This is a genomic window from uncultured Algibacter sp. (assembly GCF_963976535.1).
Lineage (GTDB): Bacteria > Bacteroidota > Bacteroidia > Flavobacteriales > Flavobacteriaceae > Algibacter_B.
In genome coordinates, this window is the sequence record NZ_CAXBLF010000010.1 from 35,161 (window position 1) to 61,954 (window position 26,794).

The 26,794-nt window shown below is 31.2% G+C and carries 26 protein-coding genes and 1 riboswitch; of the genes, 10 read left to right on the forward strand and 16 right to left on the reverse strand.

Translation table 11 applies throughout. From position 1 onward, the window contains the following. Positions 1-8: 8 nt before the first annotated feature. The 10 genes from AAC024_RS04900 to AAC024_RS04945 form a co-directional block, all read right to left on the reverse strand. A complete protein-coding gene (locus AAC024_RS04900; protein WP_339894095.1) occupies positions 9-545 on the reverse strand; it encodes an acyl-CoA thioesterase in 537 nt (178 codons plus the stop codon). A 193-nt stretch (positions 546-738) separates the two neighbouring features. Next, the gene (gene rmuC, locus AAC024_RS04905) at positions 739-2,058 is read right to left on the reverse strand and encodes a DNA recombination protein RmuC (protein ID WP_339894096.1); all 1,320 of its coding nucleotides are present in this window, start codon (positions 2,056-2,058) and stop codon (positions 739-741) included. Positions 2,059-2,147: 89 nt separating this feature from the next. Then, positions 2,148-3,137, reverse strand: coding sequence for a hypothetical protein (locus tag AAC024_RS04910; protein ID WP_339894097.1), 990 nt, complete (start codon positions 3,135-3,137; stop codon positions 2,148-2,150). Positions 3,138-3,463: 326 nt separating this feature from the next. Then, positions 3,464-3,853: a hypothetical protein gene (locus AAC024_RS04915; RefSeq protein ID WP_339894098.1), complete on the reverse strand. Its 390-nt coding sequence runs from the start codon at positions 3,851-3,853 to the stop codon at positions 3,464-3,466. Position 3,854: 1 nt separating this feature from the next. Then, entirely contained in the window at positions 3,855-4,574 is a 720-nt protein-coding gene (locus AAC024_RS04920; protein ID WP_339894099.1) for a glycosyltransferase family 2 protein, read from the reverse strand. A gap of 152 nt (positions 4,575-4,726) precedes the next feature. After that, entirely contained in the window at positions 4,727-5,347 is a 621-nt protein-coding gene (locus tag AAC024_RS04925) for an SCO family protein (RefSeq protein WP_339894128.1), read from the reverse strand. A 42-nt stretch (positions 5,348-5,389) separates the two neighbouring features. After that, the gene (locus AAC024_RS04930; protein WP_339894100.1) at positions 5,390-7,084 is read right to left on the reverse strand and encodes a hypothetical protein; all 1,695 of its coding nucleotides are present in this window, start codon (positions 7,082-7,084) and stop codon (positions 5,390-5,392) included. Positions 7,085-7,200: 116 nt separating this feature from the next. Further along, positions 7,201-7,995: an ABC transporter ATP-binding protein gene (locus tag AAC024_RS04935; protein ID WP_339894101.1), complete on the reverse strand. Its 795-nt coding sequence runs from the start codon at positions 7,993-7,995 to the stop codon at positions 7,201-7,203. 144 nt (positions 7,996-8,139) lie between these two features. Then, positions 8,140-9,165 (reverse strand): iron ABC transporter permease, encoded by a 1,026-nt coding sequence (locus AAC024_RS04940; RefSeq protein ID WP_339894102.1) that lies wholly within the window; start codon positions 9,163-9,165, stop codon positions 8,140-8,142. A gap of 67 nt (positions 9,166-9,232) precedes the next feature. Further along, positions 9,233-10,378, reverse strand: coding sequence for an ABC transporter substrate-binding protein (locus AAC024_RS04945; RefSeq protein WP_339894103.1), 1,146 nt, complete (start codon positions 10,376-10,378; stop codon positions 9,233-9,235). 209 nt (positions 10,379-10,587) lie between these two features. Continuing rightward, a riboswitch (cobalamin riboswitch) is annotated at positions 10,588-10,865 on the forward strand. A gap of 67 nt (positions 10,866-10,932) precedes the next feature. On the opposite strand from AAC024_RS04945, the gene AAC024_RS04950 reads away from it, so the two are divergent. Further along, positions 10,933-12,816 carry a TonB-dependent receptor gene (locus tag AAC024_RS04950; RefSeq protein WP_339894104.1) on the forward strand — a complete coding sequence of 628 codons (1,884 nt, stop codon included), beginning with the start codon at positions 10,933-10,935 and terminating at the stop codon, positions 12,814-12,816. Positions 12,817-12,935: 119 nt separating this feature from the next. On the opposite strand, the gene AAC024_RS04955 is transcribed toward AAC024_RS04950, so the two are convergent. Beyond that, complete coding sequence (locus AAC024_RS04955; RefSeq protein WP_339894105.1) at positions 12,936-14,369, reverse strand: S41 family peptidase; 1,434 nt, start codon at positions 14,367-14,369, stop codon at positions 12,936-12,938. Between the two features lie 635 nt (positions 14,370-15,004). Here AAC024_RS04955 and AAC024_RS04960 point away from each other — a divergent pair. Genes AAC024_RS04960 through AAC024_RS04975 form a run of 4 tightly spaced genes read left to right on the forward strand, consistent with a single transcriptional unit; the run spans position 15,005 to position 17,151 of the window. Next, a complete protein-coding gene (locus AAC024_RS04960) occupies positions 15,005-15,514 on the forward strand; it encodes an RNA polymerase sigma factor (RefSeq protein ID WP_339894106.1) in 510 nt (169 codons plus the stop codon). Continuing rightward, positions 15,501-15,989 carry a hypothetical protein gene (locus AAC024_RS04965; protein WP_339894107.1) on the forward strand — a complete coding sequence of 163 codons (489 nt, stop codon included), beginning with the start codon at positions 15,501-15,503 and terminating at the stop codon, positions 15,987-15,989. Before AAC024_RS04960 ends, AAC024_RS04965 begins: the two co-directional genes overlap by 14 nt. A 43-nt stretch (positions 15,990-16,032) precedes the next feature. Beyond that, positions 16,033-16,593: a DUF4252 domain-containing protein gene (locus AAC024_RS04970; protein WP_339894108.1), complete on the forward strand. Its 561-nt coding sequence runs from the start codon at positions 16,033-16,035 to the stop codon at positions 16,591-16,593. A gap of 15 nt (positions 16,594-16,608) precedes the next feature. Beyond that, the gene (locus tag AAC024_RS04975; protein WP_339894109.1) at positions 16,609-17,151 is read left to right on the forward strand and encodes a DUF4252 domain-containing protein; all 543 of its coding nucleotides are present in this window, start codon (positions 16,609-16,611) and stop codon (positions 17,149-17,151) included. Positions 17,152-17,540: 389 nt separating this feature from the next. On the opposite strand, the gene AAC024_RS04980 is transcribed toward AAC024_RS04975, so the two are convergent. Together AAC024_RS04980 and purB are read right to left on the reverse strand one after the other, a co-directional pair. Continuing rightward, positions 17,541-17,738: a hypothetical protein gene (locus AAC024_RS04980; RefSeq protein ID WP_339894110.1), complete on the reverse strand. Its 198-nt coding sequence runs from the start codon at positions 17,736-17,738 to the stop codon at positions 17,541-17,543. A 9-nt stretch (positions 17,739-17,747) separates the two neighbouring features. Further along, positions 17,748-19,091 carry an adenylosuccinate lyase gene (gene purB / locus AAC024_RS04985; RefSeq protein ID WP_339894111.1) on the reverse strand — a complete coding sequence of 448 codons (1,344 nt, stop codon included), beginning with the start codon at positions 19,089-19,091 and terminating at the stop codon, positions 17,748-17,750. Between the two features lie 143 nt (positions 19,092-19,234). Here purB and AAC024_RS04990 point away from each other — a divergent pair, with 143 nt between their 5' ends. Then, positions 19,235-20,215, forward strand: coding sequence for a DUF1028 domain-containing protein (locus AAC024_RS04990; protein ID WP_339894112.1), 981 nt, complete (start codon positions 19,235-19,237; stop codon positions 20,213-20,215). Position 20,216: 1 nt separating this feature from the next. On the opposite strand, the gene AAC024_RS04995 is transcribed toward AAC024_RS04990, so the two are convergent. After that, on the reverse strand, positions 20,217-20,789 hold the full coding sequence (locus tag AAC024_RS04995) for an adenylosuccinate lyase (RefSeq protein ID WP_339894113.1): 573 nt from the start codon (positions 20,787-20,789) through the stop codon (positions 20,217-20,219). A 59-nt stretch (positions 20,790-20,848) separates the two neighbouring features. Between AAC024_RS04995 and AAC024_RS05000 the strand changes: the two genes are divergently transcribed. The 3 genes from AAC024_RS05000 (at position 20,849) to AAC024_RS05010 (ending at position 24,311) form a co-directional block, all read left to right on the forward strand. Beyond that, entirely contained in the window at positions 20,849-21,322 is a 474-nt protein-coding gene (locus tag AAC024_RS05000) for a heme-binding domain-containing protein (RefSeq protein ID WP_339894114.1), read from the forward strand. Positions 21,323-21,453: 131 nt separating this feature from the next. Then, positions 21,454-22,698, forward strand: coding sequence for a glycosyltransferase family 4 protein (locus AAC024_RS05005; protein ID WP_339894115.1), 1,245 nt, complete (start codon positions 21,454-21,456; stop codon positions 22,696-22,698). A gap of 50 nt (positions 22,699-22,748) precedes the next feature. Further along, positions 22,749-24,311, forward strand: coding sequence for a serine hydrolase (locus tag AAC024_RS05010; RefSeq protein ID WP_339894116.1), 1,563 nt, complete (start codon positions 22,749-22,751; stop codon positions 24,309-24,311). Here the strand turns inward: AAC024_RS05010 and AAC024_RS05015 are convergent. Further along, positions 24,308-24,988, reverse strand: coding sequence for an NAD-dependent deacylase (locus AAC024_RS05015; RefSeq protein WP_339894117.1), 681 nt, complete (start codon positions 24,986-24,988; stop codon positions 24,308-24,310). The genes AAC024_RS05010 and AAC024_RS05015 overlap by 4 nt on opposite strands. Positions 24,989-25,121: 133 nt before the next feature. Between AAC024_RS05015 and AAC024_RS05020 the strand changes: the two genes are divergently transcribed. After that, the gene (locus tag AAC024_RS05020) at positions 25,122-25,775 is read left to right on the forward strand and encodes an RNA methyltransferase (RefSeq protein WP_339894118.1); all 654 of its coding nucleotides are present in this window, start codon (positions 25,122-25,124) and stop codon (positions 25,773-25,775) included. Between the two features lie 201 nt (positions 25,776-25,976). Here AAC024_RS05020 and AAC024_RS05025 read toward each other — a convergent pair whose 3' ends face one another. Beyond that, positions 25,977-26,753: a carboxypeptidase-like regulatory domain-containing protein gene (locus AAC024_RS05025; RefSeq protein WP_339894119.1), complete on the reverse strand. Its 777-nt coding sequence runs from the start codon at positions 26,751-26,753 to the stop codon at positions 25,977-25,979. Positions 26,754-26,794: the final 41 nt, after the last annotated feature.

Here is a 26,794-nt window from a genome sequence, read left to right on the forward strand (position 1 = left end):
CGGTTTTTTTATAATTCTATTTTAACATTCTGTGTTTTAATAAGTTCGATATGCTCTTCAACTTTAAATTCTGAAGTTTTAAATCTAGAAGATCTTGTTCTGGTTTGCTCTTGTCTGGCAATGCTTCTTGCAAAACGTCTAACACTTTGTTCTGTGTCTAGAATTAAACCTGGAATTTTAGCGTTTTTACCATTTTCATCCTTGGCAACCATAGTAAAATATGAAGAATTACAGTGTTTTACTTTGCCGGTTTGAATGTTTTCAGATTCTACACGAACCCCTATAACCATGGATGTTTTACCAGTATAATTAACAGATGCTTTTAGGGTTACTAGCTCACCTACTTCAATCGGATTTAAAAAATCAACTTTATTGACAGATGCGGTTACGCAGTAATTTCTAGAATGTTTTGATGCGCAAGCAAAAGCGATCTGGTCCATTAAATTTAAAATACGCCCACCATGAATTTTACCACTAAAATTCGAGTGTGATGGTAGCATAAGTTCAGTTATTGATACTTGAGAATCTTTGGCGTGTTTAAACATAAGTTATTACCTTAAATTTTAATGATAACTAGTTGAACCCAAAATAACAATATATTTTGCTAAACTTCAAAACAGAATATTATTTTTGATAAGTTGTAAATAATTTTGAATATAAAAGTGATTTCATTAATTTTTATAGGTTCAGTTATTTAATTTATAAATCAAGAAATTAAATTTAAAGTCCTGAAAAAAATTATTCATCTTCTTCAGCACGTTTAATAATGGCTTCAGGAAGGGATTTTTTAGCTTTGGCTCCCATTTTTTTAAGTTTTTCAACACTTGTAATTAGGTTTCCTCTACCTTCAACTAATTTATTCATAGCTGAAGAGTAATCACTTTTGGCTGCATCAATCTTTTTGCCAACACCAGTTAGGTCTGAAACTAAGCCCTCAAATTTATCGTAAAGCGCACCAGCTTGTCGTGCAATCTCTATGGCATTTTGCTGCTGTTTTTCGTTGTTCCACATGCTATCAATGGTACGTAAAGTTGCAAGTAAAGTAGATGGTGTTACAATAACAATATTCTTTTCAAAGGCTCTATTATAGATGGAATTATCTTCATTTACAACTACTGCAAATGCGGGTTCTATAGGGATAAACATAAGTACAAAATCTGGCGATTCAATATCATATAAATCTTGATAATTTTTATCTGAAAGTTGATCTACGTGTTTTCTAATAGAATTAACATGGGCTTTTAGAAACTGTGCTTTGTCATCATCATCTGCATTAACCAATCGCTCATAATCTGTTAAAGATACTTTACTATCAATAATCATTTTTTTACCATCAGGAAGATGCAAAACCACATCAGGTAAAACGCGAGAACCATCGGCTCTTGTAAAACTCTGTTGAACAAAATACTCTCTATCTTTTTCTAAACCAGATTTTTCTAAGACACGTTCTAAAACCAATTCGCCCCAATTTCCTTGCATTTTACTGTCTCCTTTTAAGGCCCTAGTTAAATTGGTAGTTTCCTTTGTCATTTGTTGATTCAAATCCTTTAAACCCAACAATTGCTCTTTTAATGCAGAATGCATGCTAATGCTCTCTTTCTGAGTTAAATCCACTTTTTCTTCAAAGACTTTGATTTTTTCTTGAAGTGGATTTAAAATATTTTTGATATTTTCTTTATTCTGAAGTGTGAATTTTTCAGACTTTTCATCTAGAATTTTAGTGGCTAAAAGTTCAAAATCTTTTCGCAATTGCTCTTGTCGTTCTTCTATTTCAGCATCTCGTTTTACATTTAACTGTTGCAGGTTTTCATATTCTGAATTTCTTCTTGCTAATTCTGTGCTTAAAAATTCCTTTTCTCTTCTAATATCTTCGCGTTCAGCTTCAATTTTAGTCAAATTTTGCTTTAACTCATCAATAGTTAAACCCATTTGATTTTGACGTTCTTCAAGCGTGCTTTGTTCGCTTTTACTTTTAAGTTTAGTGAAAAGCATGCCTAAATAAGCCCCAATAGCTGCGGAAATTAAAATGGCTAGAATGAGAATGAGGTTGTCGTTCATTTATGATTTGTTATTTACTCAAAGGTAATTAATTGTTTAGCTTGTTTTTGTTTAACTATTTATTTTTAATTAACAAGTATACCAAAAAATCAAGATGTTATTTTTGCAAATATTACTTCATATTTTTGACTAAAATAAAAGAATATGGTGTAAATTATTGCAGGAGATATATGATGAATTATTCTATCCACAGAAGTTCTTAAGTGCCACTCTAAACCATGTGGTGTCAAAACATATACTAAAAAGTATATGATAAATAGAGAGATAATTACTTTAAAATCAAATGTTAGACAATATTTATAATCTATTGCAATAGCAGATATTAGTAAAATAATTAAAAGTGAATTTTTATAAATCACTTTTTCTAATAAATAATCGTAAATAGTTGAATATCTGTTGATTTCGGTTAGTTTGTTCAACGAATCAATAGATGTAGCATTTACTAAATCATTAACTGGAGCATAATGAGTTTTAAAATATATTATAAATAGAAGCGGTATTAGAGCACCTAATAAAAAGTATATTATATTTTTTATTTTTTTAATATTGTCAAATGAAAAAAACAGAAAAAAGATAACGAAGAATATGACCCCTTCATTTTTAATCCAACCATTTGTAGCAGCAAAAAAACCTATTAATATTAAAAAAAATAATGACTTGTTTTTATCAAAATGATTTTTTAAAACTATAGGAATGAGTATAAATACACTTAATAAAGTGTCTGAATATTGACTACTTGAAAAATAGTCTAAGAGAATGGAACTTAGAACAACAATAAAAGATATAATGCCTAATGTTTTGAATCTGAATTCAAAAAAAGACGATAATACTAATAATAATAAACAAATGGCAGTAAAGTAGGAAATAAATAATGGAACCATTGGGGAAATAATTCCTAATGATTTCCATATGCTAGCTATAAGTGAAGGCAGCATTAAAGGGTAATCTGGATGAGTCCATATAATGTTATTTGTAAATAAACTAGCAAATTGATCGTTGAAATATAAAAATTTTGCGTGTAAACTCCATATAGCCCATGCGTCCCATCTTCCCCATCGTAAACTATTAAAAAAGAACATGGAAGTAAATAGTACCAGACAAAATAAAATTATTGCCAGTTCGGAATTTAAAAGCTTAAAATTTGTGGAATCAACCTTTTTGAATATAGCAGTGAAATATTTATAGTTCACTATGCAATAAATTATAGGGGTAATTAAAAATAATATTTGATAAAGCGTAAAGTTCATACCAGTAAAAAGAGATAAACTGAATGAGAATGATAGAAACGAAACAGATAAAAATATAGAAATCACTATTTTTAAAAGTTTGTTATTAAATAATTTAAAATTATCTAATAAAATATAAAATGAAAAACACGAAAATAGAATTGCTATTAAAATCATAATTAATTCCTTAAAAGCATTACTTGATAATGTGTATTATCAATTACGTTAATTATTGTATCCTTAATACTGATTTTTTTATTTGAAATAAGCTTTTTGTTTTTTGTTTTGTTATCAAAAACTGCCAAAATGTAACTATCAGCCGGTATGTCTAAAAACTCTTTTTTTATAACAATTTTTGGAGTTAATGCAAATTGAGTTTTATAATATAACGCAACCGATTTAGTGTTAGAAAAGTAATACAATTCATTTGTGTCTAATGATATGTCTTTTATTTTTACAAGAGACTTTTCAAGAAAATCTATATCGTTCTCTTTGGAAAGAGATTTATAATTGTTGTAAATTATATAACTAATTATTATTACAAATATGACAATAATGGTTTTTTTCATTTTAAAAAAAAATATTATACTTTAAAATACAGTAAATAGCCCTAAATCCGTCTTTCCAATTTATTTTTTTTCCTTCAGAGTAAGTTCTACCGTAATAAGAAATTCCGATTTCATAAATTCTAATTTCGGGTATTTTTGATATTTTCGCTGTGATTTCGGGTTCAAAACCAAATCTTTTTTCTTGAAGTTTTATATTTTGAATAATACTTGTATTAAAAAGTTTGTAACAAGTTTCCATGTCTGTAAGATTTAAATTAGTTAACATGTTACTTAAAAAAGTTAGAAACTTATTTCCTATAGTATGCCAAAAAAATAAAACGCGATGAGGATTGTTTCCCATAAATCGGGATCCGTATACTACGTCTGCATATCCTTTTAAAACTGGTTTTATTAAGTCATTATACTCTTCAGGATCATATTCTAAATCGGCGTCTTGAATAATTAGAAAATCTCCTTTGGCGTTTAAAATCCCTTTATGAATAGCTGCTCCTTTACCTTTATTAGCTTCTTGCTCAAAATATTTTATGTCCGATTCTGGATTTTTAATAAGGTACTCTTTAATAATACCTTTTGTGTTATCAGTTGAATTATCGTTTATAATAATTATTTCTTTGCCAATATTATTTGTTAGATTTACTGCTTTTATCTTATTTAATATTAAATGAATTGTTTTTTCTTCATTGTAGACAGGAATTAAAATAGATAGTTTATTAATTGACATGTAATTGTATTAATTTTAAAAGCAATTATCTTGGTTAAAGATGTAAATATATATAAAATAGTGGATTATTTATCCATTATATCTTCAACTAAAACTCTCTGTTTTTCATCAGAAACAATCTGTTATTTTGGAAATAATATTTTGAAGATTCCTTATTCTAGTAAGCTACAATGCTTTAAACCTGTTTTTAAAGTTTTAATATCTTCAATTACTTGTTTAATGTCATCATCGTTTGTACCATCATAAATGCCGCGAATTTGTTTTTCCTTGTCTATTAAAATAAAATTAGGGGTGTGTATAAAATCTTGTAAACCTCCATCACCTTGTTCAACAACTGTGAAATAACTTTTTCGGGCAAGCTCATATATATGTTTTTTGTTTCCTGTAGTAACATTCCATTTACTGTCAATTACACCCTTGTTATTGGCGTATTCGCGAAGTATTGGAATGCTATCCATTTGTGGTGTTACCGAAAGTGATAATAACATAACATCATTATCATTTAAAAACGCCTTTTGAATTTTGGCCATATTATCTGACATAATCGGGCAAATAGTTCCGCAACGGGTAAAAAAGAAGTCGGCAATATAAATTTTGTCTTTATAGTCTTCCTGAGTAATCACTTCTCCATTCTGATTAATAAGATTAAAATCAGAAACCGTATGATATTCACTTTTATTTTGAAGACTTTTATCTACTAACTCAGGATTAAAATTTGAAGGATTATAAATTGGAAGTGGTTTCTTTTCCTCTTTATTACAAGCAGTTACCATGACAAAAACAAAAATGAAAATGAATTGATTTAAACGCATGGCTTAAATAGATTGTTGTTCTGCAATAAATTGTTTGGCTTCATTTATTTCGGGTCTGTCGCTTTTAGAGTTTTTAGTCAGCTCTATAAGTTGCTCAAAGTAGAGTTTAGTTTTTTCATTATTTCCGGACTGTTTTGCTGCAATTGCTGCTCCATAAATTCCATTAAATCTATTTGGATGTCCTTTTAAGTTTACTTCGTAAGCGTCTAAAGCTTCTTTTGGTTTGTTTAAGCTTAGAAGCATGTCACCTAAAAGTTCATCAGCTGGTATTACCTCGCTAGGTGTTACTGGATGTTTAGAAGTCTCGCTTTCCATTTTTGCAGCAAGTTTCATGGATGCTAGCGCATCCTCTTTATTTCCTTTGGCTAGATTTATCCATCCTTGCGCTGCATATATCTGAATTTGAACTTGATTTGCTTTGTAAGTTTTGGTGAAATTGTCTTTAGAGTCTAATAAGCTTTGATGTAAATCTCTTAAGATTTGAAGTTCTTGTTCGGCAGATGCTATGTTGCCAATATGCGAGTAGCCAAGTAATTTACCAAAGTGTAATAGGGCCTTTTCCCAAGAAAATTTCCCCCATGTAAAATCTATTTTTGGTAACTCTAAATTTGCAGCTTCTTCCCAGTTTTTATTTTCTAATGCTACTCTAACAGGTATGGCAGTTAAGGCATAAGCAGAGGCGAAATTATCGTTTGGGAAAACTGTTTTTACAGCTTGCATTTCATTTAATTGTTCCAATGCATTTTTGTTATCTCCCATTTGTAAATAGGCGTACACCAAGTAATCTACAGCATGAATTTCTTGAGTCCATCTGGCTTCTAGATTCACACTTTCAGCATAACAAATAGCTGAAGAGGCAGAGTTAATATTGGTATTTATAGATTCATTCCAAAGTCCAAGTCTCGTAAAAATATGAGATGGCATATGTTGTGCATGTGCAGATGCTGGTGCAATTTCGGCATATCGTCTTGCTGTGTTTAATCCCATTTGGGCTAATTCTGGATAATCATACGAATGAATAATATAATGGGCAATTCCCGGATGGTTAGGTTTTTCCTTAAAGAGATTTTCTAAAAGGGCTCCAGCTTTTTTCTGATTCTTATATGTTTTATCATTTGGATCTGCAGAAGACGTTAGAGCTAAAGCATAAAAAACGGTCGCTTCAGCGTCATCCTTATTACTTAAATAGATGTTTTCCATCTTCTTTGTATATAGCAATTCTCGTGCATTATGGTCTAAGTTTTCCCAATCTGCATAGAATGCTCCTATAGCATCTATATACAGTTGTGCCTTTTCTGTTTTTGGTAAAGATTCGGCTATTTTTAGCAATTGTAACCCTTTTTTTAATTCTGTTTCACTAGGTGGAGCCCATAAATCGTGATAAATACTCATGGTAACTCCCCAATATGCCATGGCACATTCTGGATCCATATCAATTACTTTTACAAAAGCTTTTTCTGCTTCTGCATATTCAAAAGAATGTAATAAAGAAATTGCCAAATCGAATGTTTCTCTTACCTCATAGTTACAATCTATAGAGAAACTAACGTCTCCAAATGGTTCTGTACTACATAGTAATAGTTCTCCTCTTTTTAAGTCTATTGACGCTAAAGCTGGATTTGGTTTTGGTGTTTTGTTTTTACAATTAAAGAATAGCAATAGCCAAAAAACTAAGACAATAAGTTTTAATGATTTCATCAGAATGGATTTTTAATTCGATTAGAAAATCACTGACAAATAGGGAAGACGCTGCTAAAAAATTGATTTTCAATTATCTAAAGGTAATAAAAATTAAGAAACTAAAAGAAATAATACTATTTCTTCATTCGAAAACTCCCCGTTTTCTCATCAAAAGCTATTAAATCCTTTGGGAATAAAGTTCCAAAAGTGCCTTTAGAAATAAGATGACATGGTTCATCTGAAACGACTTCGTTATTAGTCATCACGATTAAATTGTCACATAACTGAATAGCTAAATCTATTTCATGTGATGAAAATAAAATGGTTTTATTGGTTTCTTTAGCTAGTTTCTGAAGTAATTTTAAAATGTAAGCTTTATGATACATATCTAAATGGGTGGTAGGTTCATCTAGAATAATCAATTCGGTATCTTGAGCTAAGGCTCGAGCAATCATTACTTTTTGTAATTGGCCATCACTTAATTCATAACATTTTTTATGTTTTAAAGCAGAAATGTTAGTTTGTTCAAGCGCTGTATTGACTATATCGATATCATTTTTAGATAAGTTACCAACCCAGTTTGTATAAGGTTGCCTTCCTAAAGCAACAAGCTCTAAAACAGATAAATTTTTTGAAGCTAAAGGTTCGGTTAATACCAGACTCATAACTTTGGCCAAATCAAGTGGCGCATATTTTAATAAATCAGTGTTATTAATAAAAACTTGTCCGCTTAATGGGTTTTGAACATTAGTAAGTGTTCTTAAAAGGGTAGATTTACCAATACCATTTGCCCCAATTAGACCTACAAGACTCCCTTTTTTTAGTTCAATATTAATATTTGAAGCAACACTAGTTTTTGCTTTTTTTGAAGTATAACCAATTGATAAATCTTTGGTTTTTAGAATGATATTTCCTTTCTCTTTTATCATTAATAAGTTAATTTATTTCAGTCTTCAGTCAGTTATTTAAAACACCCCTAAAGTCTCCTCAAGGGGACATTACTCATGTGTGATTACTCAATATCACAATTCACATTTCAGTCTGCCATCAGTCTTTCGTCTTCCGTCAATTTTTCAAAATACCATTTTTCGTTTCCTAACTAATAACCAAATTACAACCGGAGCACCTACTAAAGATGTTATGGCATTAATTGGTAGGGTAAAATCACTATTTGGTAATTGTGCAATACTATCACAAATCAGCATCACTATGGCTCCAAATAAAAATACAGCAGGTAATAAAATTTTGTGATTTGAAGTATTAAAAACTTGTCGGGTTAAATGTGGAATAGCCAAACCAATAAAAGCAATAGGTCCTGTAAAGGCAGTAATAGTTCCAGCTAATAAACTTGTAGCTATAATTATTACTAAGCGACTTTGTTTTATGTTTAAGCCTAAACTTTTAGCATAATTCTCGCCTAAAAGTAAGGTGTTTAAAGATTTGATTGCCGCAATGCCGAGAATAATTCCCAACGCATAAATTAAGAATAAAATGCCTAGGTCTTCCCATGATAAATTACCTAAACTACCAAAGCCCCAAAAGATGTATTGTTGCAATTGCTCCGCAGAACCAAAATAGGATAGCACACTAACAATGGCTGCTGTAATACTCGCAAACATAAGGCCAATGATAAGAATTGCCATAGTATCACGAACTTTTAAAGACACCATCAGGACTGCCAGTAAAACTAAAAAACTTCCTAGACTTGCAGCAATAACAACGCCCCATTTTGAGATTAAAAGAGAAGCTAAAACACCTCCAAAAACGCTAGAGCCTAATATAACTACAGCAACACCTAAACTAGCGCCAGAACTGATACCTAAAACAAAAGGGCCTGCCAATGGATTTCTAAATAGTGTTTGCATTAATAAACCTGAAATTCCCAAACCCGAACCAACAATTATAGCAGTTAAGGCTTTTGGTAATCGGTAATTTTGAATAATGTGTTGCCAAGATTCTTGTTCTGTGGGATTTCCAATAAGTCCGCTAAATATATCTTTTAATGGAATGGATACCGAACCCAAACTTATATTCACTAGAAAACACACTATCAAAACGAGGATAAGTGCAAGAAATGAATATTTATAGTTTTTTGACATTAAAATGATTCTGTGATTTTTTTAAGACTCTTCAGGTTTTTAAAACCTGAAGGGTCTGTATTCTCAATTATTTTAATTTTTTAAAGAAGTAAGGTTCGTAATTTTCTAATAGTTCAGGATGGCAAATTTTTGTTATATCTTTTAATACTAAATCGGGTCTTGTCATTCCTAATTCGTAATACAAAACACCTCCAGTTTTACCAGTTGTATTTGTAAATGTGTAAATACTTTTATTTTGAAAGGCTTTAAACATGGTGTGATTTTCATTGCCATTTTTTAAAGCTTCTAAACTTGTATAATTTGAGGGACTCAACCATATATCTGCTTCTTTAGCTTTCACATAAACGGATTCAAAGTTCAACTTCAAACTTCCTGATCCTTTTGTATCGCTCCATAAATAGTTTACATTGGCATCTTTTAATAATTGCGCTTCTGTACTTGTTCCATTTGGTAAATACCAAATATCATTATGCATTGCACCACTCAAAACGGATGGTTTTGTTTTTGCGTTTTGGGCTAATTGTTTCACTTCTAAATAGTCTTTCTCAATTTTATTAAAAATGGAATCTGCTTCTTTTTCTTTGCCATACAAAACTCCGAAAAACTTAATCCATTCCGCTTTAGCTAAAGGAGAATCTTCAACCCAATCGCCATTAAAAATTACAGGAATTCCAGAATTTTTAATAGTTTCTAATGATCGGTTTGCTCCATCAATTCCAAAGCCTACAACAAGGTTCGGGTTAAGCTCTAAAAGCACTTCTGTGTTTAAACCTTCATTCTTACCGAGTTCTCTTATATTTCCGTTTTCAATATGCTGTCTTACACTTTCAGAAGAAATATATTCGGTTCCCGGAAATCCAACTAATGTTTGTTCAACACCTAATAATTCTAAAGCTGGAATATGGGTTGTTGATGTGACTACTATTTTATTGATTGGATTTATAAGGATGCCATCGAATTCATTTTTTAAAAAAGTTGTTTTCATAGCATTTTCTTTGTCTATCAAAACATAACTATATTGTTTTTCAGATTCTGGCCAAGGATTTATTATTTCCAGTATTTTATGTGTTCCTAAATCTTTTACAGAAAAACCTTTTGCATATTTAAGCTCAATATGCGCGTTTTCAATAGGGGTTTTTAATTGCTTTTTGGTTTCGTTTTTACAGTTTAATAAACCTATTGAAATTAATAAAAGTAAAAAAATATGCTTCATAAATGTAATGTCACAATTGTTACGCTTATTTGCTTAATTGATATCTATTTTTGAAAAAAAAATAAGACCATGCGGGACGGTTCAAATTTAACAATATATATAGTAGGTGGCGTTATAATAGCTCATTTTCTTATAGGGTTTATTTATCTTATTTATAAAATGAATAAGAAAAAGTAAAGTTTGTTTATCTACTTCTATTTAAAACATCTATTTTTGCAGCGAATTTTGGTTCTTGTTCAATTTTAATTGAACGGATTAAAAGGGAATCTGGTGCAATGATTTACGATTGCAGATTTACGATTTTGGTGAGTAATAATTCAAAATTCGTAATTCGTATATCGTAATTCGTTAAATCCAGAACTGTTCCCGCAACTGTAAGCTATAAAGCTTCATGTTCAACTTCAATGTCACTGTTCCAATACATCGGGATGGGAAGACCAACATGAAGACGCAAGTCAGGAGACCTGCCATTTTCAAAACAAATAAGTTAAACTTTCGGGATAAAAGTTTGAGTATGGTTAACACCTTACCATTCCGAGTAATTATTCATTAAAATGAAAAAAGCAAGTATTTTTGGTATACTATCTATTGGTATATCTATGTTTAGTTTTGCCCAACAGCAGCAGGACTCAACACAATCCCGATGGCTATCGGGAGAGCAACTTGTTGAAGTTGTAATCTCAGATTCACGATTCAAATTAAAACGTGAGAATTCAGGTAAAACGGTTATTAAAATTTCACAACAAGAGATTGAACGAAACCAGGGTAGAACGGTTTCAGAATTAATTAATACCAAAAGTGGTATTGAAATTAATGGAAGCAGAAGTGTTGAAGGTCAGAATTTAGGAACCTTCGTTAGAGGCGGAAATAACAGACAAGTTTTAGTGCTTATTGACGGTGTTCAAATAAACGATCCATCAATTGTAGCCAACGATTTTGATTTACGATTATTAAATTTAAATACTATTGAATCTATTGAAATTATAAAAGGCGCTTCAAGTACACTTTATGGTAATGCCGCTGCTACAGCAGTGATTAGTATCACCACTAAAAAGTCGTCTAAAAAAGAAATTTCAGGTAGTTTTTTAAGCGTTGTTGGCACGAATCAAACTCAAGATGATTTGAATTATAATGGCTCAAGTTTTACTAATAATGTGTCTGTGAATGGTACTGTGAATAGGTTTACCTATTTAGCGAGTTTTGGTAATCGCTTTGTCGATGGATTATCGGCAGCAAAGTCTGATACTCCAGAGAAAGATCCTTTTTCCAGGTATAATACGAATTTGAAATTGGGTTATGAAGTGTCTGATAATTTTGAAATAACTGCTTATGCCAGCTATGATAAATTTAAAACTGACATTGATGGATCTCCTCCACCAACTTATGCTTTTGTCGATACTGAATACGAATATGTGTCCCAACAAAAAAGAGTAGGTGTGTCACCAAAATTAACTTATGAAAATGGAAGTTTTCAAGTAAATGCTGCTTATACTAAGATTGATAGAGAAACCATTTCAGATTTTGGCTCTGTTAATGAAGCTGATAGTTACGTGATTGATGCTTTTAATAAATATGTTTTTGATGACACCTTTTACACTATTGTTGGTTTAAATTATGGTGATTATAATAGTTTATTTGTCGAAGAAGAGAGCTTTACAAATACAGACCCTTATTTAAATGTGGTTTATGTTTCTGATTTTGGATTGAATATAAATGCTGGAGGTAGATTAAACAATCATAGTGAGTATGGTTCTTATTTTGTATATAGTCTAAATCCGTCGTATAGTATTAAATCAAATTATGGATCCTATAAAATTTTTGGTTCTTATGCGACTTCGTTTATTGCGCCTAATTTATCGCAGTTATTTGGTTTTTTTGGAGCTAACCCTGATTTAAGACCAGAAGAAAATAAAACTTTAGAGGCTGGTTTTGAATTTAATGATGGAAAGGGGTTTCGTGCTAGTACTGTGTTTTTTAATAGAAAAGAAGAGAACACAATTATTTATACAACTGCTTATGAAAATGCGATAACTAATGCTACAGTTCAAGGTTCTGAATTTGAATTTGAAACTAGTTTTATTAAAAATTTAGATTTTAGTGTAAATCTTACATATTTAGAAGTTAAAGATGGTGAACGATTGCGTGTACCAAATTATAAAGCAAACGCAAGTTTAGGATATGATTTTTCTAAAACGACTTATGCATCCTTGAATTACCAGTTTGTTGGGAGTAGAACAGATACTAATTTTTCAACCTTTTTAAATGAAGAATTAAGTTCGTATTCATTAATCGATTTATATTTTAGTCATAAAATAATTAAGAATAAGTTGACCCTTTTTGCAAATGTGACTAACGTATTAAATGAAGATTATTTTGAAATTTTAGGCTATACTACAAAAGGAAGAAATGTGAGTTTTGGATTAAATTTGAATTTATAAAAAGTAAAAAAGGAAATATAAAAGGTCGTTTCAATTTATATTGAAGTGACCTTTTTTATGGAATTAAATCGCAATACTAAACACCATGTTTTTCTGCGTTACAAACTGAATTATCGGATTTAATCGATAATCATACCACCTTCAAGTGGATTAAAATCATTACTATCCATTAATAATTTAAAAGTCTTAGTAGATTTTGATTTAATTTCTGAAGCTCTACTAGTTGAGTTTTCAATATCAGCTAAAGCTAATGCAAGCATGGGCTCATCTACATCACCTAAAACACCGAAATTTAGAGGTCTTTCTTCATATTCAAATCCAATAGAAGGTGTTAAACCTGAGCCTGGTACAGTAATATCATTTTTATTTACCCCATTTGCAATTAAAGGCTGCATTGCATAGGTGTGGTTTGGGTTAGCGCCTGATCTTTCAAAATCTGGTGAATCATAAATTGTTCTTGATGCTTGCGTTTTTCCTGTCGTATTGGTTCCTATTTGTATAATTTCAATATATGGTGATAATCCATTTATTAAACCTTCACTTGCGGAAGCAGATTGTCCTGTGGTTAGAACGTACAATTTGTCTAATCCCAAACTATTAATTGATGTTCCATTATCTAATTTATTAGTAAAATTATAATCTGTATTGTTACTCTGTAAAGTGCTATTATATATGAGTTTTTGGAAAAGCTCTCCTGTATATTGTCCAGTAATCATACTCGCCAAAAAAGTTTCAACATTTACTCTTCCTCCTGGATTATATCTTAAATCTAAAACTAGATGTTGAATATTATTAGATTTGAAATCACCAAAAATAGCATTTAATTCATTTTCTGAACCTGCGGTGAATCCGTTGTACATTAAATAGCCAACATTTTCTCCTCCAACATTAATAATTTCTGTCTTGAAAACTGGATTTTCGCTGTACTGAGCTTTGCTTACAGTGATGTTTTCGTTGGTAGGGTCTATGCTATCGTCGGTTGTTTCTAATGTGCCTTTGTCGTTGTAAAATCCAAGATTTAGTGTGTAGGTATCTTGATTGGTTAAGGATCTGAAATTATTTTCGGTTAATATTACACCATCAATAGCATAAAAAATATCGCCACGTTTTAAACCTTTATTATCTGCTGGACTGTTAGGTAGAACCAATCGGATTACTCCAAAACCTTCAGTAGAACTATTAGGGGCGGAATATAGGCTAAGCTCCATACCGCTTGTATTTGTATTGCCTTGAAATAATTGTTCTAAAGCTAAATAATCACTAACCATCCAACTGAACCTGTCTAAGGTTTCTGGTTGATATATTAAACTTTCAAATAAATCAAAGGGCGAAGTAAAGTCGTTTAAATAAGAAGCATACTCACTATCACTAGAAAAACGATTGTTTGCTAAATCTGGTACATCGTCTTTATATAGATAAAAAAGATTCATGCCTTTCCAAACAAAATCATTTATTTCATTTGCGGTAACACCAATATCATCATTATCTTCAAAACAACTTACAGTACTTAGTGAAAATATAAATAGTAGGATTAGGGCTTTATAATTTTGCATAGCTTTTTCAGTATCAAGTTTAGTCCTTAAAACCCTAAATTTACTTACATTATTGTATAATACCAATTATCATTGAAAATAAACTTTATAATTCGTTTCTATCCCGTTCACATTTCAATATAAAATAAAACCGTAACTAGGGCTATGCTTTGATTTTCTATTTTATTTGAATGTGATATAATTCAAATTATTTATAGCTAATTTTAAATGATAATTGGTATGATAAAAAATAAATACTTGAAATTTCGTTGAATGTAGGTCTATGTCTTTTATAAATGATGATATAAGTGTTTTGCAGTAAATTAGCAGATATGCCCGCGTAAGGATTGCAGTGGAAAGCCCACAGCTGACCGATAGGGAAGCGAGGACTTGTAACCCTTCGGCTCCGCTCAGGATAAACTGCAAGCCCGACCCGATAGGGTTACGCCATTAAAATTATTTTTTTTATTTGTAATGTAACAAAACAAATACTGTGTCGTCGTAATATCAAATAGCCTTAACTAAGCTAATTTAATTAAAACCCAACCAATTAAGTTTCCCCTTTTGGGAAATCGAAGGTTCAACGAGACATTAACTTTAAATTAATATTAGGAGTTAAATGTCTGAATAGACAATGGGGCTTAAACCAAACCAAAATGACTCAAACGGAGTTTTTAAATATTGTAATGCCTTTTAAGGATAAAGTATTTCGGTTAGCAAAACGACTGCTAGTATCTAGAGAAGAGGCTGAAGATGCAACACAGGAAGTTCTGCTAAAATTGTGGAATAATAAACTTAAAATTGCTGAGTATAAAAATGTAGAGGCTTTTTCGATGACTATGACAAAGAATTATTGTTTTGATAAGTTAAAATCTAAACAGTCGCAAAATTTGAAAATTGTACATAGTAATTATGAAGAGAAAAATACACCATTACAAAAGCAAGTTGAATTAAATGATAGTGTAAGTTGGGTTGCAAAAATTATTGAAGATTTACCAGAACAACAAAAAATGATAATTCAATTAAGAGATATAGAAGATTATGATTTTGATGAGATTGCAAAAATGCTGGATATGAATAATACAGCGGTACGTGTAGCTTTATCGAGAGCAAGAAAAACAATAAGAGAAAAATTAACAAACACACACAATTATGGTGTTAAATAATATAGAAAAATTACTAGAAAAGTACGAGAACGGTGAAACATCGCTTAAAGAAGAGCAGCAGTTAAAACACTATTTTACACAAGGAACTGTAGCGCCGCATTTAGAAATGTACAAGCCTATGTTTGCGTATTTTTTGGTAAACAAGCAAGAACGATTTACTAAAGACGTTCCATTGACCTCGATAATTAAAAGGGGAAAACGTAATTTTAATTACAAATGGATTTCTGTCGCAGCAGTAGCGGTTCTTATGTTAGGGTTTTATTTTGGTAAATCATTAATTATTGATGATTTAGGCACTTATGATGATCCGCAACTAGCCTTTAATGATTTTTCAAAATCTATGGAAATGATTTCTGTGAAATTCAATAAGGGTGCTTCAACGGTTAGTTATCTAAATGAAGTGAATAAAGGTGCTTCAACTTTAGGATATCTTAACGAAATTGAAAATGCAACAAGTATAATTTTTAAAAACTAAATAAATAGAATTAATGAACACAAATAAATTAAAAACAAGAACGATGAAAAATAAATTAATAGTATTAGTAATGGTCATTATGTTATTACCATTAACAGGAATGGCACAGAAGAATATTTTTGAAAAGTATAGTGACGACCCTGATGTTACTTACGTATCTATAAAGCCCAAAATGTTTCAGATGATTGCTAAAATGGGTATTAATATTGAAGATGCTGAAGCAAAAGCATACATGGATATGGTGAAAAGCATCACCAGTTTTAAAACTATTGTTACCGATAATAAAACCATTTCAGCTGATATTTCTAAATGGGTAAAATCCCGTTCTGGAGGCTTAGAAGAGTTAATGGAAGTTAAAGATGATGGTACTGAGGTGAAGTTTTATGTGAAAGAAGGTAAAGATGCAGACCATGTTAAAGAGCTTTTAATCTATGTAAATGGTATTGACAAAGTAATGGATGAAAAGATTGAAATTAACGGTAAGGAACGAAAAATTGAAACTGTTGTAGTATCACTAACAGGGGATATAAATCTTAACGAAATTTCTAAACTTACTGATAAAATGAACATACCAGGTGGTAGTCATTTAGAAAAGAAGAATTAAACCTAAACATCAATCATGCAACGAGCAATCAAATATTTAGCATACGCATTATTAACCGCAGTTATTTTTACTAGCTGCGGTGATAATGTTAGTTTACAACGCTATTACGTAGATAACCAGGAATCTAAGAACTTTATATCTCAAGACTTACCGCTTTCACTTATTGAAATTGATAAATCTAATTTTACTGAGGCCCAAGAAGAAGCTTATAATTCAGTAGATAAATTGAATTTTTTAGGATATAAGATTAATGAAACTGACATTGAAACTTATAAAGCAGAATTAGCAAAGGTAAAAACCATTTTAAGTGATAGTAAATATAATGACTTAATGGAGTTTAGCGATAAAGGGAACAAGATATATGTAAAGTATATTGGTAATGATGAAGCAGCAGATGAGGTAGTCGTTTTTGGAAGCGCAAAAGATATGGGGTTTGGTATTGTTAGAATTTTAGGCGATGATATGAATCCAGACAAAATGGTTACTTTAATAAGTGCATTGCAAAATGCAAATATTGAAGAAGGTCAAATAGAAAATATTATGAATTTCTTTAAATAAATTATTTAAGTGCATGACGAAAATTTATTTTGAGAAATAAACTACTCGTCATTTTCAGGATAACAAAGACCTCACAGGTTTTCAAAACCTGTGAGGTCTTCGTAACGAAAAAACCGTAATATGCTATATGTGTGCAGTTAATAGTTCTATTCTAGATTTTTGTCATGTACTAAAATAATTTATAGTAAAATTGTGTTAATGTAAAAAAGAGGCTGTATGAAAAGTTTTTCGAGTTGTCAGTTTGAGCGCAGTCGAAAACGTTATAATCTTGATTTCCAATGCATTTCGACTGCGCTCAATGTGACAATTTACTCCAAAATTGACTTTTCAGACAGCCTCTCTTTTAATGTCAATTTTGGAGTATATGAGTTTCCTAAAAGGAAGCTTTTTTATTTTGATTCGTTTTGTTCTTGAGTGGTCTCTTCTGGTTTAAACTTAGAATAAAAAATATTAATAACAATAGTAAAAAATACAATAGTAAGTACGGTTAAAACAACAAAATTCTCTAGGACTTTTAGTATTCCAAAAATAAAAATACCAGCGGCCATAAGTCCGGTAAGCACTAAAGATTGTTTGTCATTTAACATAAATATGTTTTAAATTCCTGTATAATTACTAGGAGTAATACGTTTTAATTCTTCTTTTATTGTGTTTGAGACTTCTAATGTATCAATAAAACTGGAAATGGAGTCTTTATTTATTTTAGAATTAGTTCTAGTTAAACCTTTTAAAGCTTCATAAGGGTTTGGATAGCCTTCCCGACGTAAAATGGTTTGAATAGCCTCGGCAACAACAGCCCAATTGTTTTCTAAATCTTCAGCAAATTTACGTTCGTTCAATAATAATTTGTCTAAACCTTTTAAAGTAGATTTAAAACCAATTAGTGTATGGCCAAAAGGCACACCTACATTACGTAAAACCGTACTATCAGTCAAATCACGCTGTAATCTTGAAACTGGGAGTTTAGCAGAAAGGTGTTCAAAAATAGCGTTAGCAATACCTAAGTTTCCTTCAGAGTTTTCAAAATCTATAGGGTTTACTTTATGTGGCATTGCAGAACTACCAACTTCACCAGCTTTAATTTTTTGTTTGAAATAGTCCATAGAAACATAAGTCCAAATATCTCTATCTAAATCAAGAATAATGGTGTTAATACGCTTTAAAGTATCAAACAAAGCCGCTAGGTGGTCGTAGTGTTCAATCTGTGTTGTTGGGAATGAATGTTGTAATCCTAATTTCTCTTGAACAAATTTCCCACCAAAAGCTTTCCAATCAATGTTTGGATATGCCACGTGGTGTGCATTAAAGTTACCTGTAGCTCCACCAAATTTTGCAGCACTTGGTATATCGTTTAATAAATTAAATTGTTCTTCTAAACGCACCACAAAAACTTCAATTTCTTTACCAAGCCGAGTAGGTGATGCAGGTTGCCCATGTGTTCTAGCCAACATAGGAATGTCTGCCCAATCTTTTGATAAAGTTTTTAGCTTCTCTAAAACTATAAAATATTCAGGAACATAAACATGGTTCATGGCTTCCTTAATACTTAAAGGAATAGCTGTATTGTTAATATCTTGAGAGGTTAATCCAAAGTGAATAAACTCTTTGTATTCAGATAAACCTAAAGCATCAAATTGATCTTTAATAAAGTATTCAACCGCTTTAACATCATGATTGGTAACACTTTCAATTTTTTTAATAGCTAAGGCATCATCAGAAGAAAAATCATTATAAATAGCTCTTAAGCTATCAAAAATGGCACTATCAACAGATTGAAGTTGCGGTAATGGAATTTCGCAAAGCGCAATAAAATATTCTATTTCAACTAAAACACGGTATTTTATTAAAGCTTCCTCAGAAAAATATGGCGCCAACTCGTTAACTTTATTTCTATATCGTCCATCAATAGGTGAGATCGCATTTAAAGGTGAAAGTGACATATATAGTTGATTTTTTGTCCCGATAATTATCGGGATGGCAAAGATAGTTTTTTTGTATGGAAGTTGTAAAGAATTGAATCCGAAGTTTAATGAAAAAATTACACCTTTCAACAATAAATAGTATATTTATAAAAAACTGTAATATGAAATTAGTATCATTTTTATTCATTTTTATAATTTCCCAAACCATAACGGCTCAATTTTATAAAAAAGCCGAACCATTTACACATACGTATTCTATTGTAGCAAGAGATTCAGTAACCGGAGATATGGCCGTTGCTGTACAAAGTCATTGGTTTAGTGTGGGTAGTGTAGTTACTTATGGTAAAGCTGGTGTTGGTGTTGTGGCCACACAATCTTTGGTTAACCCAAGTTATGGCCCAAAGGGATTAACGTTAATGGAACAAGGTTTGTCTCCAGAACAAGCTTTAAATGCCCTATTGCAAAACGATGCAGGTGAAATGTTTAGGCAAGTTGCTTTTTTAAATAATGATGGCGCCGTTGCAACCCATACAGGAAGAAAGTGTATTGACGAAGCTGGACATAGGCAAGGTGAAAATTTTTCTGTTCAGGCAAATATGATGTTAAATAACACCGTTTGGGATGCCATGGCTATTGCTTTTGAATCTGCTAAAGGTGATTTAAGCCAACGCGTATTGGCGGCATTAAAGGCAGCTGAAAACGAAAAAGGTGATATTCGAGGTAAACAATCGGCTGCTATTTTAATAGTAAAAGGTGAGGCAACTGGAAATTCTTGGGAAGATGTGGTGATGGATCTTCGAGTTGAAGACCATGAAAATCCAATACAAGAATTGGAACGATTAATTAAAATTCATAAGGCCTATGATTTTATGAATAAAGGTGATTTAGCTATGGAAGTTGGTGATACAAAAGAGGCTGAAAATTTGTATTTAGAGGCACAAAAACTATTTCCAGATAATTTAGAAATGAAATATTGGTACGCCATTAATTTATTAAATAATAAAGATTTTAATAAAGCTTTTCCAATTCTGAAAACCATATTTAATAAAGATAAAAACTGGAAAACACTCACAAAACGCTTAGTAAAAAGTGGCTTACTTACTATTGCTGAAAAAAAATTAGCAGAAGTTATGCAGTTATAAATTACACTTTATTTTTCTTTATTTTTTTTAATGTTCGTTTAGCTCTAACCTTAAACCCAGCACTTTGTGTTGGAAAGTCCTGTTCCAAGATTAAAGCAAGTTCTGTATGTATCCAACTGTTATCTTTTCCAAAAAGATAAAGCGTTTCCATGGAGTAAGCTTTTGGGGCTACTTTATGGTCGCTAATTAGCCAATCGAAACAGGCTTCAACTATTAATTCTCTGTGAATTGGAGTAAGTGTTTTTTGTAAGGTATTTGGTTTTTTTGAATAATAATCATGGGCTATAAACTCACAAACTTTAGCAACAGGACGAACTGCAGAATCAAATCGAATTTTTTTCAAGTTGTTTGTAAATGTATTTAAATAAGGTATAATGGCATAAAGATATTCTGCGCAAACAAACTCAAAAACCCATGCTGCTTTACAAGAGACTTTATCATCTACCATAAATAAAATATCCATAAGTTTAGGGAACAAACTCATGTCTTCTAAAACCATATTAGCATACTTCAAACGGTTTTCGCGTAAAGCAGTTATGTAACTTAATTCTTTATAGAATTCTTCTAAACTCATAGGATATTTTACTACTTTTAAATTTCTAAAATATTTATGAAATATATAATTTTCAAACCATGAAAATAGTAAAAAAGATCGTGTTGTTTTTATTTGTTGTGTTTTTAATTGCTCAATTTTTTGGTCCGGAGAAAAATCAAGGAGACTTGGTTTCGATTGACTATTTTTTAAAGGAAACGAATCCTCCTGAAGATGTGAAAATTATTTTAACAAAAACATGTATTGATTGTCACAGTGATGTTACACAATACCCTTGGTATAATAATATAACTCCAGTAAATTTCTGGCTAGCTGCACATGTAAAAGATGGAAAAAAACATTTTAACTTATCTAACTGGGAGGGAAATTCTATAAAAAGAAAAGATCATAAGTTTGAAGAACTTTTAGAAATGATTGAAGAAAAAGAAATGCCTTTAAATTCTTATACTTGGACTCATGATGAAGCAAAACTTACTGATGAACAAAGAAAGGCTGTTATTGTTTGGGCAAAATTAGTACGATTAAAATATGGTTTAGAACCGAAGCCTGAGTAATGCCCCATCCTATCCTTCCCCGAAGGGGAAGCGAAAGCAGTTCCTAAAATTAATCCTGAATAAAACTATTCTTGGTAAATTTTAGTAGAGACTTTTAATCAGAAAGAAATTAATAGAAAATTCGTGAATACGTGGCGTCAAAAAATTTACTAATCATCGGTTTTGTATGGCCAGAACCCAAAAGTTCTGCCGCTGGTAGTAGAATGATGCAATTAATTGAGGTATTTAAATCAGAAAAGCATCAAATTACATTTGCAAGTCCTTGTGCTAAAACAGACAATGCTTTTAATCTTGAAAGTATTGACATTTCTCAAGTTTCTATTGAATTAAATAATTCATCTTTTGATATTTTTATTAAAAAACTTAACCCAGATGTGGTTTTGTTTGATCGTTTTATGATGGAAGAGCAATTCGGATGGCGCGTTGCAGAACAATGCCCCGATGCATTAAGGATTTTAGATACTGAAGATTTACATGGTTTAAGAAAAGGCAGACAACAAGCTTTTAAGGATAAAAAACCGTTTGAAGTATCTTATTTATTTAACGATATCGCAAAGCGAGAAATAGCCAGTATCTTTAGAAGCGATTTGAGTTTGATTATTTCTGAAGCTGAAATGGATATTTTGAAACATCAGTTTAAAGTTGATGAATCCTTGTTGTTGTATTTGCCTTTTATGCTGGATTCTATTTCAGAAGAAGACATTAAAGTACTTCCAAAGTTTGAAAACAGAAATCATTTTATAACCATTGGGAACTTTTTACATGAACCTAATTATAATGCAGTTCTAAATTTAAAAGAAACTATTTGGCCATTAATCAAGGCTACATTAACAAAGGCAGAATTACATATTTATGGTGCTTATGCTTCACAAAAAGTCAATCAACTTCATAACGATAAAGAAGGTTTTTTAATAAAAGGTTTCGCTCAAGATGTGAATGAAGTTATGCAACATGCTAAAGTATGTTTAGCACCCATTAGATTTGGGGCTGGTTTAAAAGGAAAGCTGATTGATGCCATGAAAAATGGAACACCTTGTGTAACAACAAGTATTGGCGCAGAAGGCATGTTTGGTAATTTAGATGCTAATGGTTTTGTTGAAGATAATCCAAAGCTATTTTCAAACAAAGCTATGGAGTTATTTCAAAATGAAACGCTATGGAAATCAAAACAAGAAAATGGATTTGAAATTATTAATGAACGTTTTGATAGAAAAGTGCATCAAGAAAAATTTTTAAAGACAATTGCTGAAACGACTCAACAACTCAATCAACACCGACTTAACAACTTTACGGGTCAAATGCTTCAACACCACACGTTACAAAGCACTAAGTTTATGAGTAAATGGATTGAAGAGAAAAATTCAAATGCAAGATAAAGATATCCTTAAAATAGTATATTTATGGATAAAATTAATTCTTATCTATTATGAAATCTTTTTTTAAAACCCTCTTATCCGTTGTTTTTACTTGTTTTGTTTCAAATTTAGCTTCTGCGCAATTTTCTGAAAAACAAGTTGATTCCATTGTAAACTATGCTTTAAGTAAGTTTAATGTTGCAGGGTGTGCTATTTCAATTGTAAAAGATGGAGACGTTATTTATAGTAAAGGATTTGGTGTAAAATCAGCAAGCACAAAAAGTCTAGTAAATAAACATACTAATTTTGCAATAGCTTCTAACAGTAAAGCATTTACAACTGCTGCTTTATCTATTTTGGTTGAGGATGAGAAATTAAAATGGGACGATAAGGTTAGAGATTATATTCCAGAGTTTAAAATGTACAATCCGTACGTAACTGAAAATTTTAATATTCAAGATTTATTAACACATCGAAGTGGTTTAGGCTTAGGAGTTGGAGACCTTATGTTTTTTCCAGACGGCTCAGATTTTACAATAGATGATTTATTATCAAGTTTCCAACATTTTAAACCTGTTTCAGCATTTAGAACAAAGTTTGATTATGATAACTTATTATACTTAGTAGCCGGTGAAGTTATAGCCAGAGTTTCTGGAATGTCATGGGAAGATTTTATTGAAAAGCGAATTTTTCAGCCTTTAAATATGGATAATTCGTATGCTTCTTTAGATAGAATGAAAGATAAAAGTAACTTGGCAAGACCACATGATTCAAATTCAGGAACACTAAAAGTACTGCCAGATTATCAAGAAATGATTAATGGAGCTGCAGGCGGTATTTATGCAAATGTTGATGATATTTCAAATTGGATGATGATGCATTTAAATAACGGAAAATATGGTGATAGTCTAAAACAACAGCTATTTACTCAAAAAGCCCAACGGGAAATGTGGAAAATACATACGGTAACAAATGTTAATCGAAACCCACGTTATAATTCCCATTTTGCAGGTTATGGTTTGGGTTGGTATCTATCTGATATCAAAGGAAATATGAGCGTTTCACATACAGGTGGATTACCAGGAATGTTATCAAAAACGATAATGATTCCAGATATTAACTTAGGGGTTGTTATTTTAACAAACACAAGTGATGATGGTGGTGGTGTATTCGGAGCGGTATCAAATACCATAGTTGATAGTTATTTAGGTTTGGATGATTTTGGGTGGATTGATAAATATGCCGTCTATTTTAAAAATAAAAAAGAGGAAGGAGATACTGTTACAAAAGAAGTTTGGGAAGTTGTTAAAAATAATGAAAAATCTAAGCTAGACCTTACTAATTATCTGGGTATTTATAAAGATAATTGGTTTGGTAAGGTTGAAGTTTTTATGAATGGGGATAAATTGTGGATGAAGTCATATAAATCGCCTAAACTTAATGGAGAAATGTTTTTTTATAAAGCGAATACATTCGCAGTTAAATGGGAATATCAAGATATGAATGCTGATGCTTTTGCAATGTTTTCTTTAGATGAAGAAGGTAAAGCACAAAGTGTGAAAATGAAAGGGATATCTCCTAACATAGATTTTAGTTTTGATTTCCATGATTTAGATTTAAAACGAGTTGATTAAAGCAAATAATTATCTATAACGATTTTCATGCCTGTAGTAGCCTTTTCAGCAATTACAGTTAAATTTTCTTTACTCTCAATATTCGGTTTTGGGTCAATAAAATATGTTGACGTATTTTGCGGTACATAATGCATTAAACTAGCAGCAGGATATACTTGCATAGACGTTCCAATAATAACAAGAACATCTGCGGTTGCACAAATTTCAACAGCTTTTTCAATCATAGGAACATCTTCTCCAAACCAAACAATATGTGGGCGTAATTGATATCCTTTTTCGCATACATCACCTAAAACTAAATCTGTTTTCCACTCTTGGATATCATTTTTATCATAAACACTTCTAACTTTTAATAATTCTCCATGTAAATGAATAACGTTTGTACTTCCTGCACGTTCATGTAAATCATCTACATTTTGAGTAATAATACTTACTGTAAAATCACTTTCTAAATAAACTAAATCAACATGGGCACTATTAGGCTTAACATCAAAAAGTTGCTTTCTGCGTTGATTATAAAAATCTAGAACCAATTCTGGGTTTGCAGCAAAACCTTCAGGAGTAGCAACTTCCATAACATCATGTCCTTCCCATAAGCCATCGGCATCTCTAAAGGTTTTAATCCCACTTTCGGCACTCATGCCAGCTCCGGTAAGAATAACTAGATGTTTCTTCATTTTATAAATATACTAACTTTTACGTCATTTCGAATCACACTTTTGTGTGACGTGGTAATCTTTTAATAGAACTCAGATTAAAAGAATATCACGTCACTTTGTTCGTCGTAATGACAATCCGTATTTTTGATATATGATTGATATAAAACTTCTCGAACATTTGGAAGGCTATTTAACAGAATCTCGTAAAGCACGTTTTGATGCTGTTTTATCGCAACGCACCAAACATTTTACAGTAGCTACAGAAGATGTGTATCAGCTTCATAATACAAGTGCCGTAATGCGAAGTTGTGATGTGTTTGGTATTCAAGAAATAAATATTATTGAAGAGCAAAACTCTAAAAGTATTGATAGGGAAATAGCTATGGGAGCTCAAAAGTGGGTGGATTTGAATCGATATCAAACGGTAAATAATTGTATTTCAGATTTAAAACAAAAGGGTTATCAAATTGTGGCTACAACACCGCATACTAATGATTGGGAATTACATGATTTTGATGTGACCAAAAAATCATGCTTTTTCTTTGGAAGAGAGACTGAAGGTTTATCTCAAGAGGTTTTAGATCAAGCGGATTGTTATTTAAAAATTCAAATGGCAGGTTTTACAGAGAGTTTAAATATATCTGTCTCTGCAGCAATTATTTTGCAGCATGTAACAACCAAACTAAAACAAACGGAGATTAATTGGCAATTATCAGCGGACGATATGCTTGAAAAACGTATGGACTGGTGTAAAAAAACGATTAAAAGTTATGATGAAATTGTTGAGCGTTTTTATAATAGATGATGCTTTTTAATTTTTAAATAGTTATCAAGAGTTTTAAAGGGTAGTGCTATTTATAAGCTAAAAATATTTCTGGCGGATATGTACCGCGTTAGGGATTGAAGTGGAAAGCCCACAGTACAACTCGATAGAGGTGGACGAGGACTTGTAGCGGAAAGCCCGACGCATTTTTGACATTAAAGGCAAAATTGGGTAACGCCAAAATTAAATTTTCCGACTTCGTCCGCGACTTAGCAGCTTGTATTCTTCATAACATTCGCTAATGGCATCTAATATTTGAAGATCGTTTGCTGTTCGTATAAAGCCTTTGGAGTAATTACATTGGCTTACAATTTCATCTAAATCTACACGTTCCACTTGCAATAAAACGGTAAGCATCTCACGATCAAAACGAGAGGCTAATAAATTTCTAATTTCATCATCTTCCTTCATCTTCTTAAGCTTACGTAGTTCATTAGGTTTTTTACCAAACATGCGATGTAAAAAATCTGCTGGATTAAATATAGAACCTATGACTCTGGTTAAGCCTGATTTTTTACTTGCTTCATAACCCGTGCCTTGTAAACCTGAAATACTATAACGGTAATTCGTGTTAATATCTGGTACTTGTTTAATATCTACTTCTAAATAACCAGTAAGTTTTAATTGGTTTACAACTACTTCTTCTAGCGCTAATGCTAACTCCGTTAATTCTATATTAGCACTACCAAACTTTAGCCAGTCATTTGTAACACGAACTTTTATTGATTTAAAACCCAAATATGAAAAGTGAAGTGTATCGTTAACTTTAGCAGAAATTTTAAATTCACCTTTATTGTTAGTAGTAGTACCAATTACTTGGTTAAGGTTAACAATATTTACACTTTCAAGAACAGAATCATCGGCCGAATTAATTACAACACCCAATACTTTATCAGCCTCTTGTGCTATACAAATAGCAGATACTAAAAGAAAGGTAAAAAATAAGATGTAATTTTTCATAGGTTTAAGTTCAATATCAAAAGTACTAAACAAAATGGCAA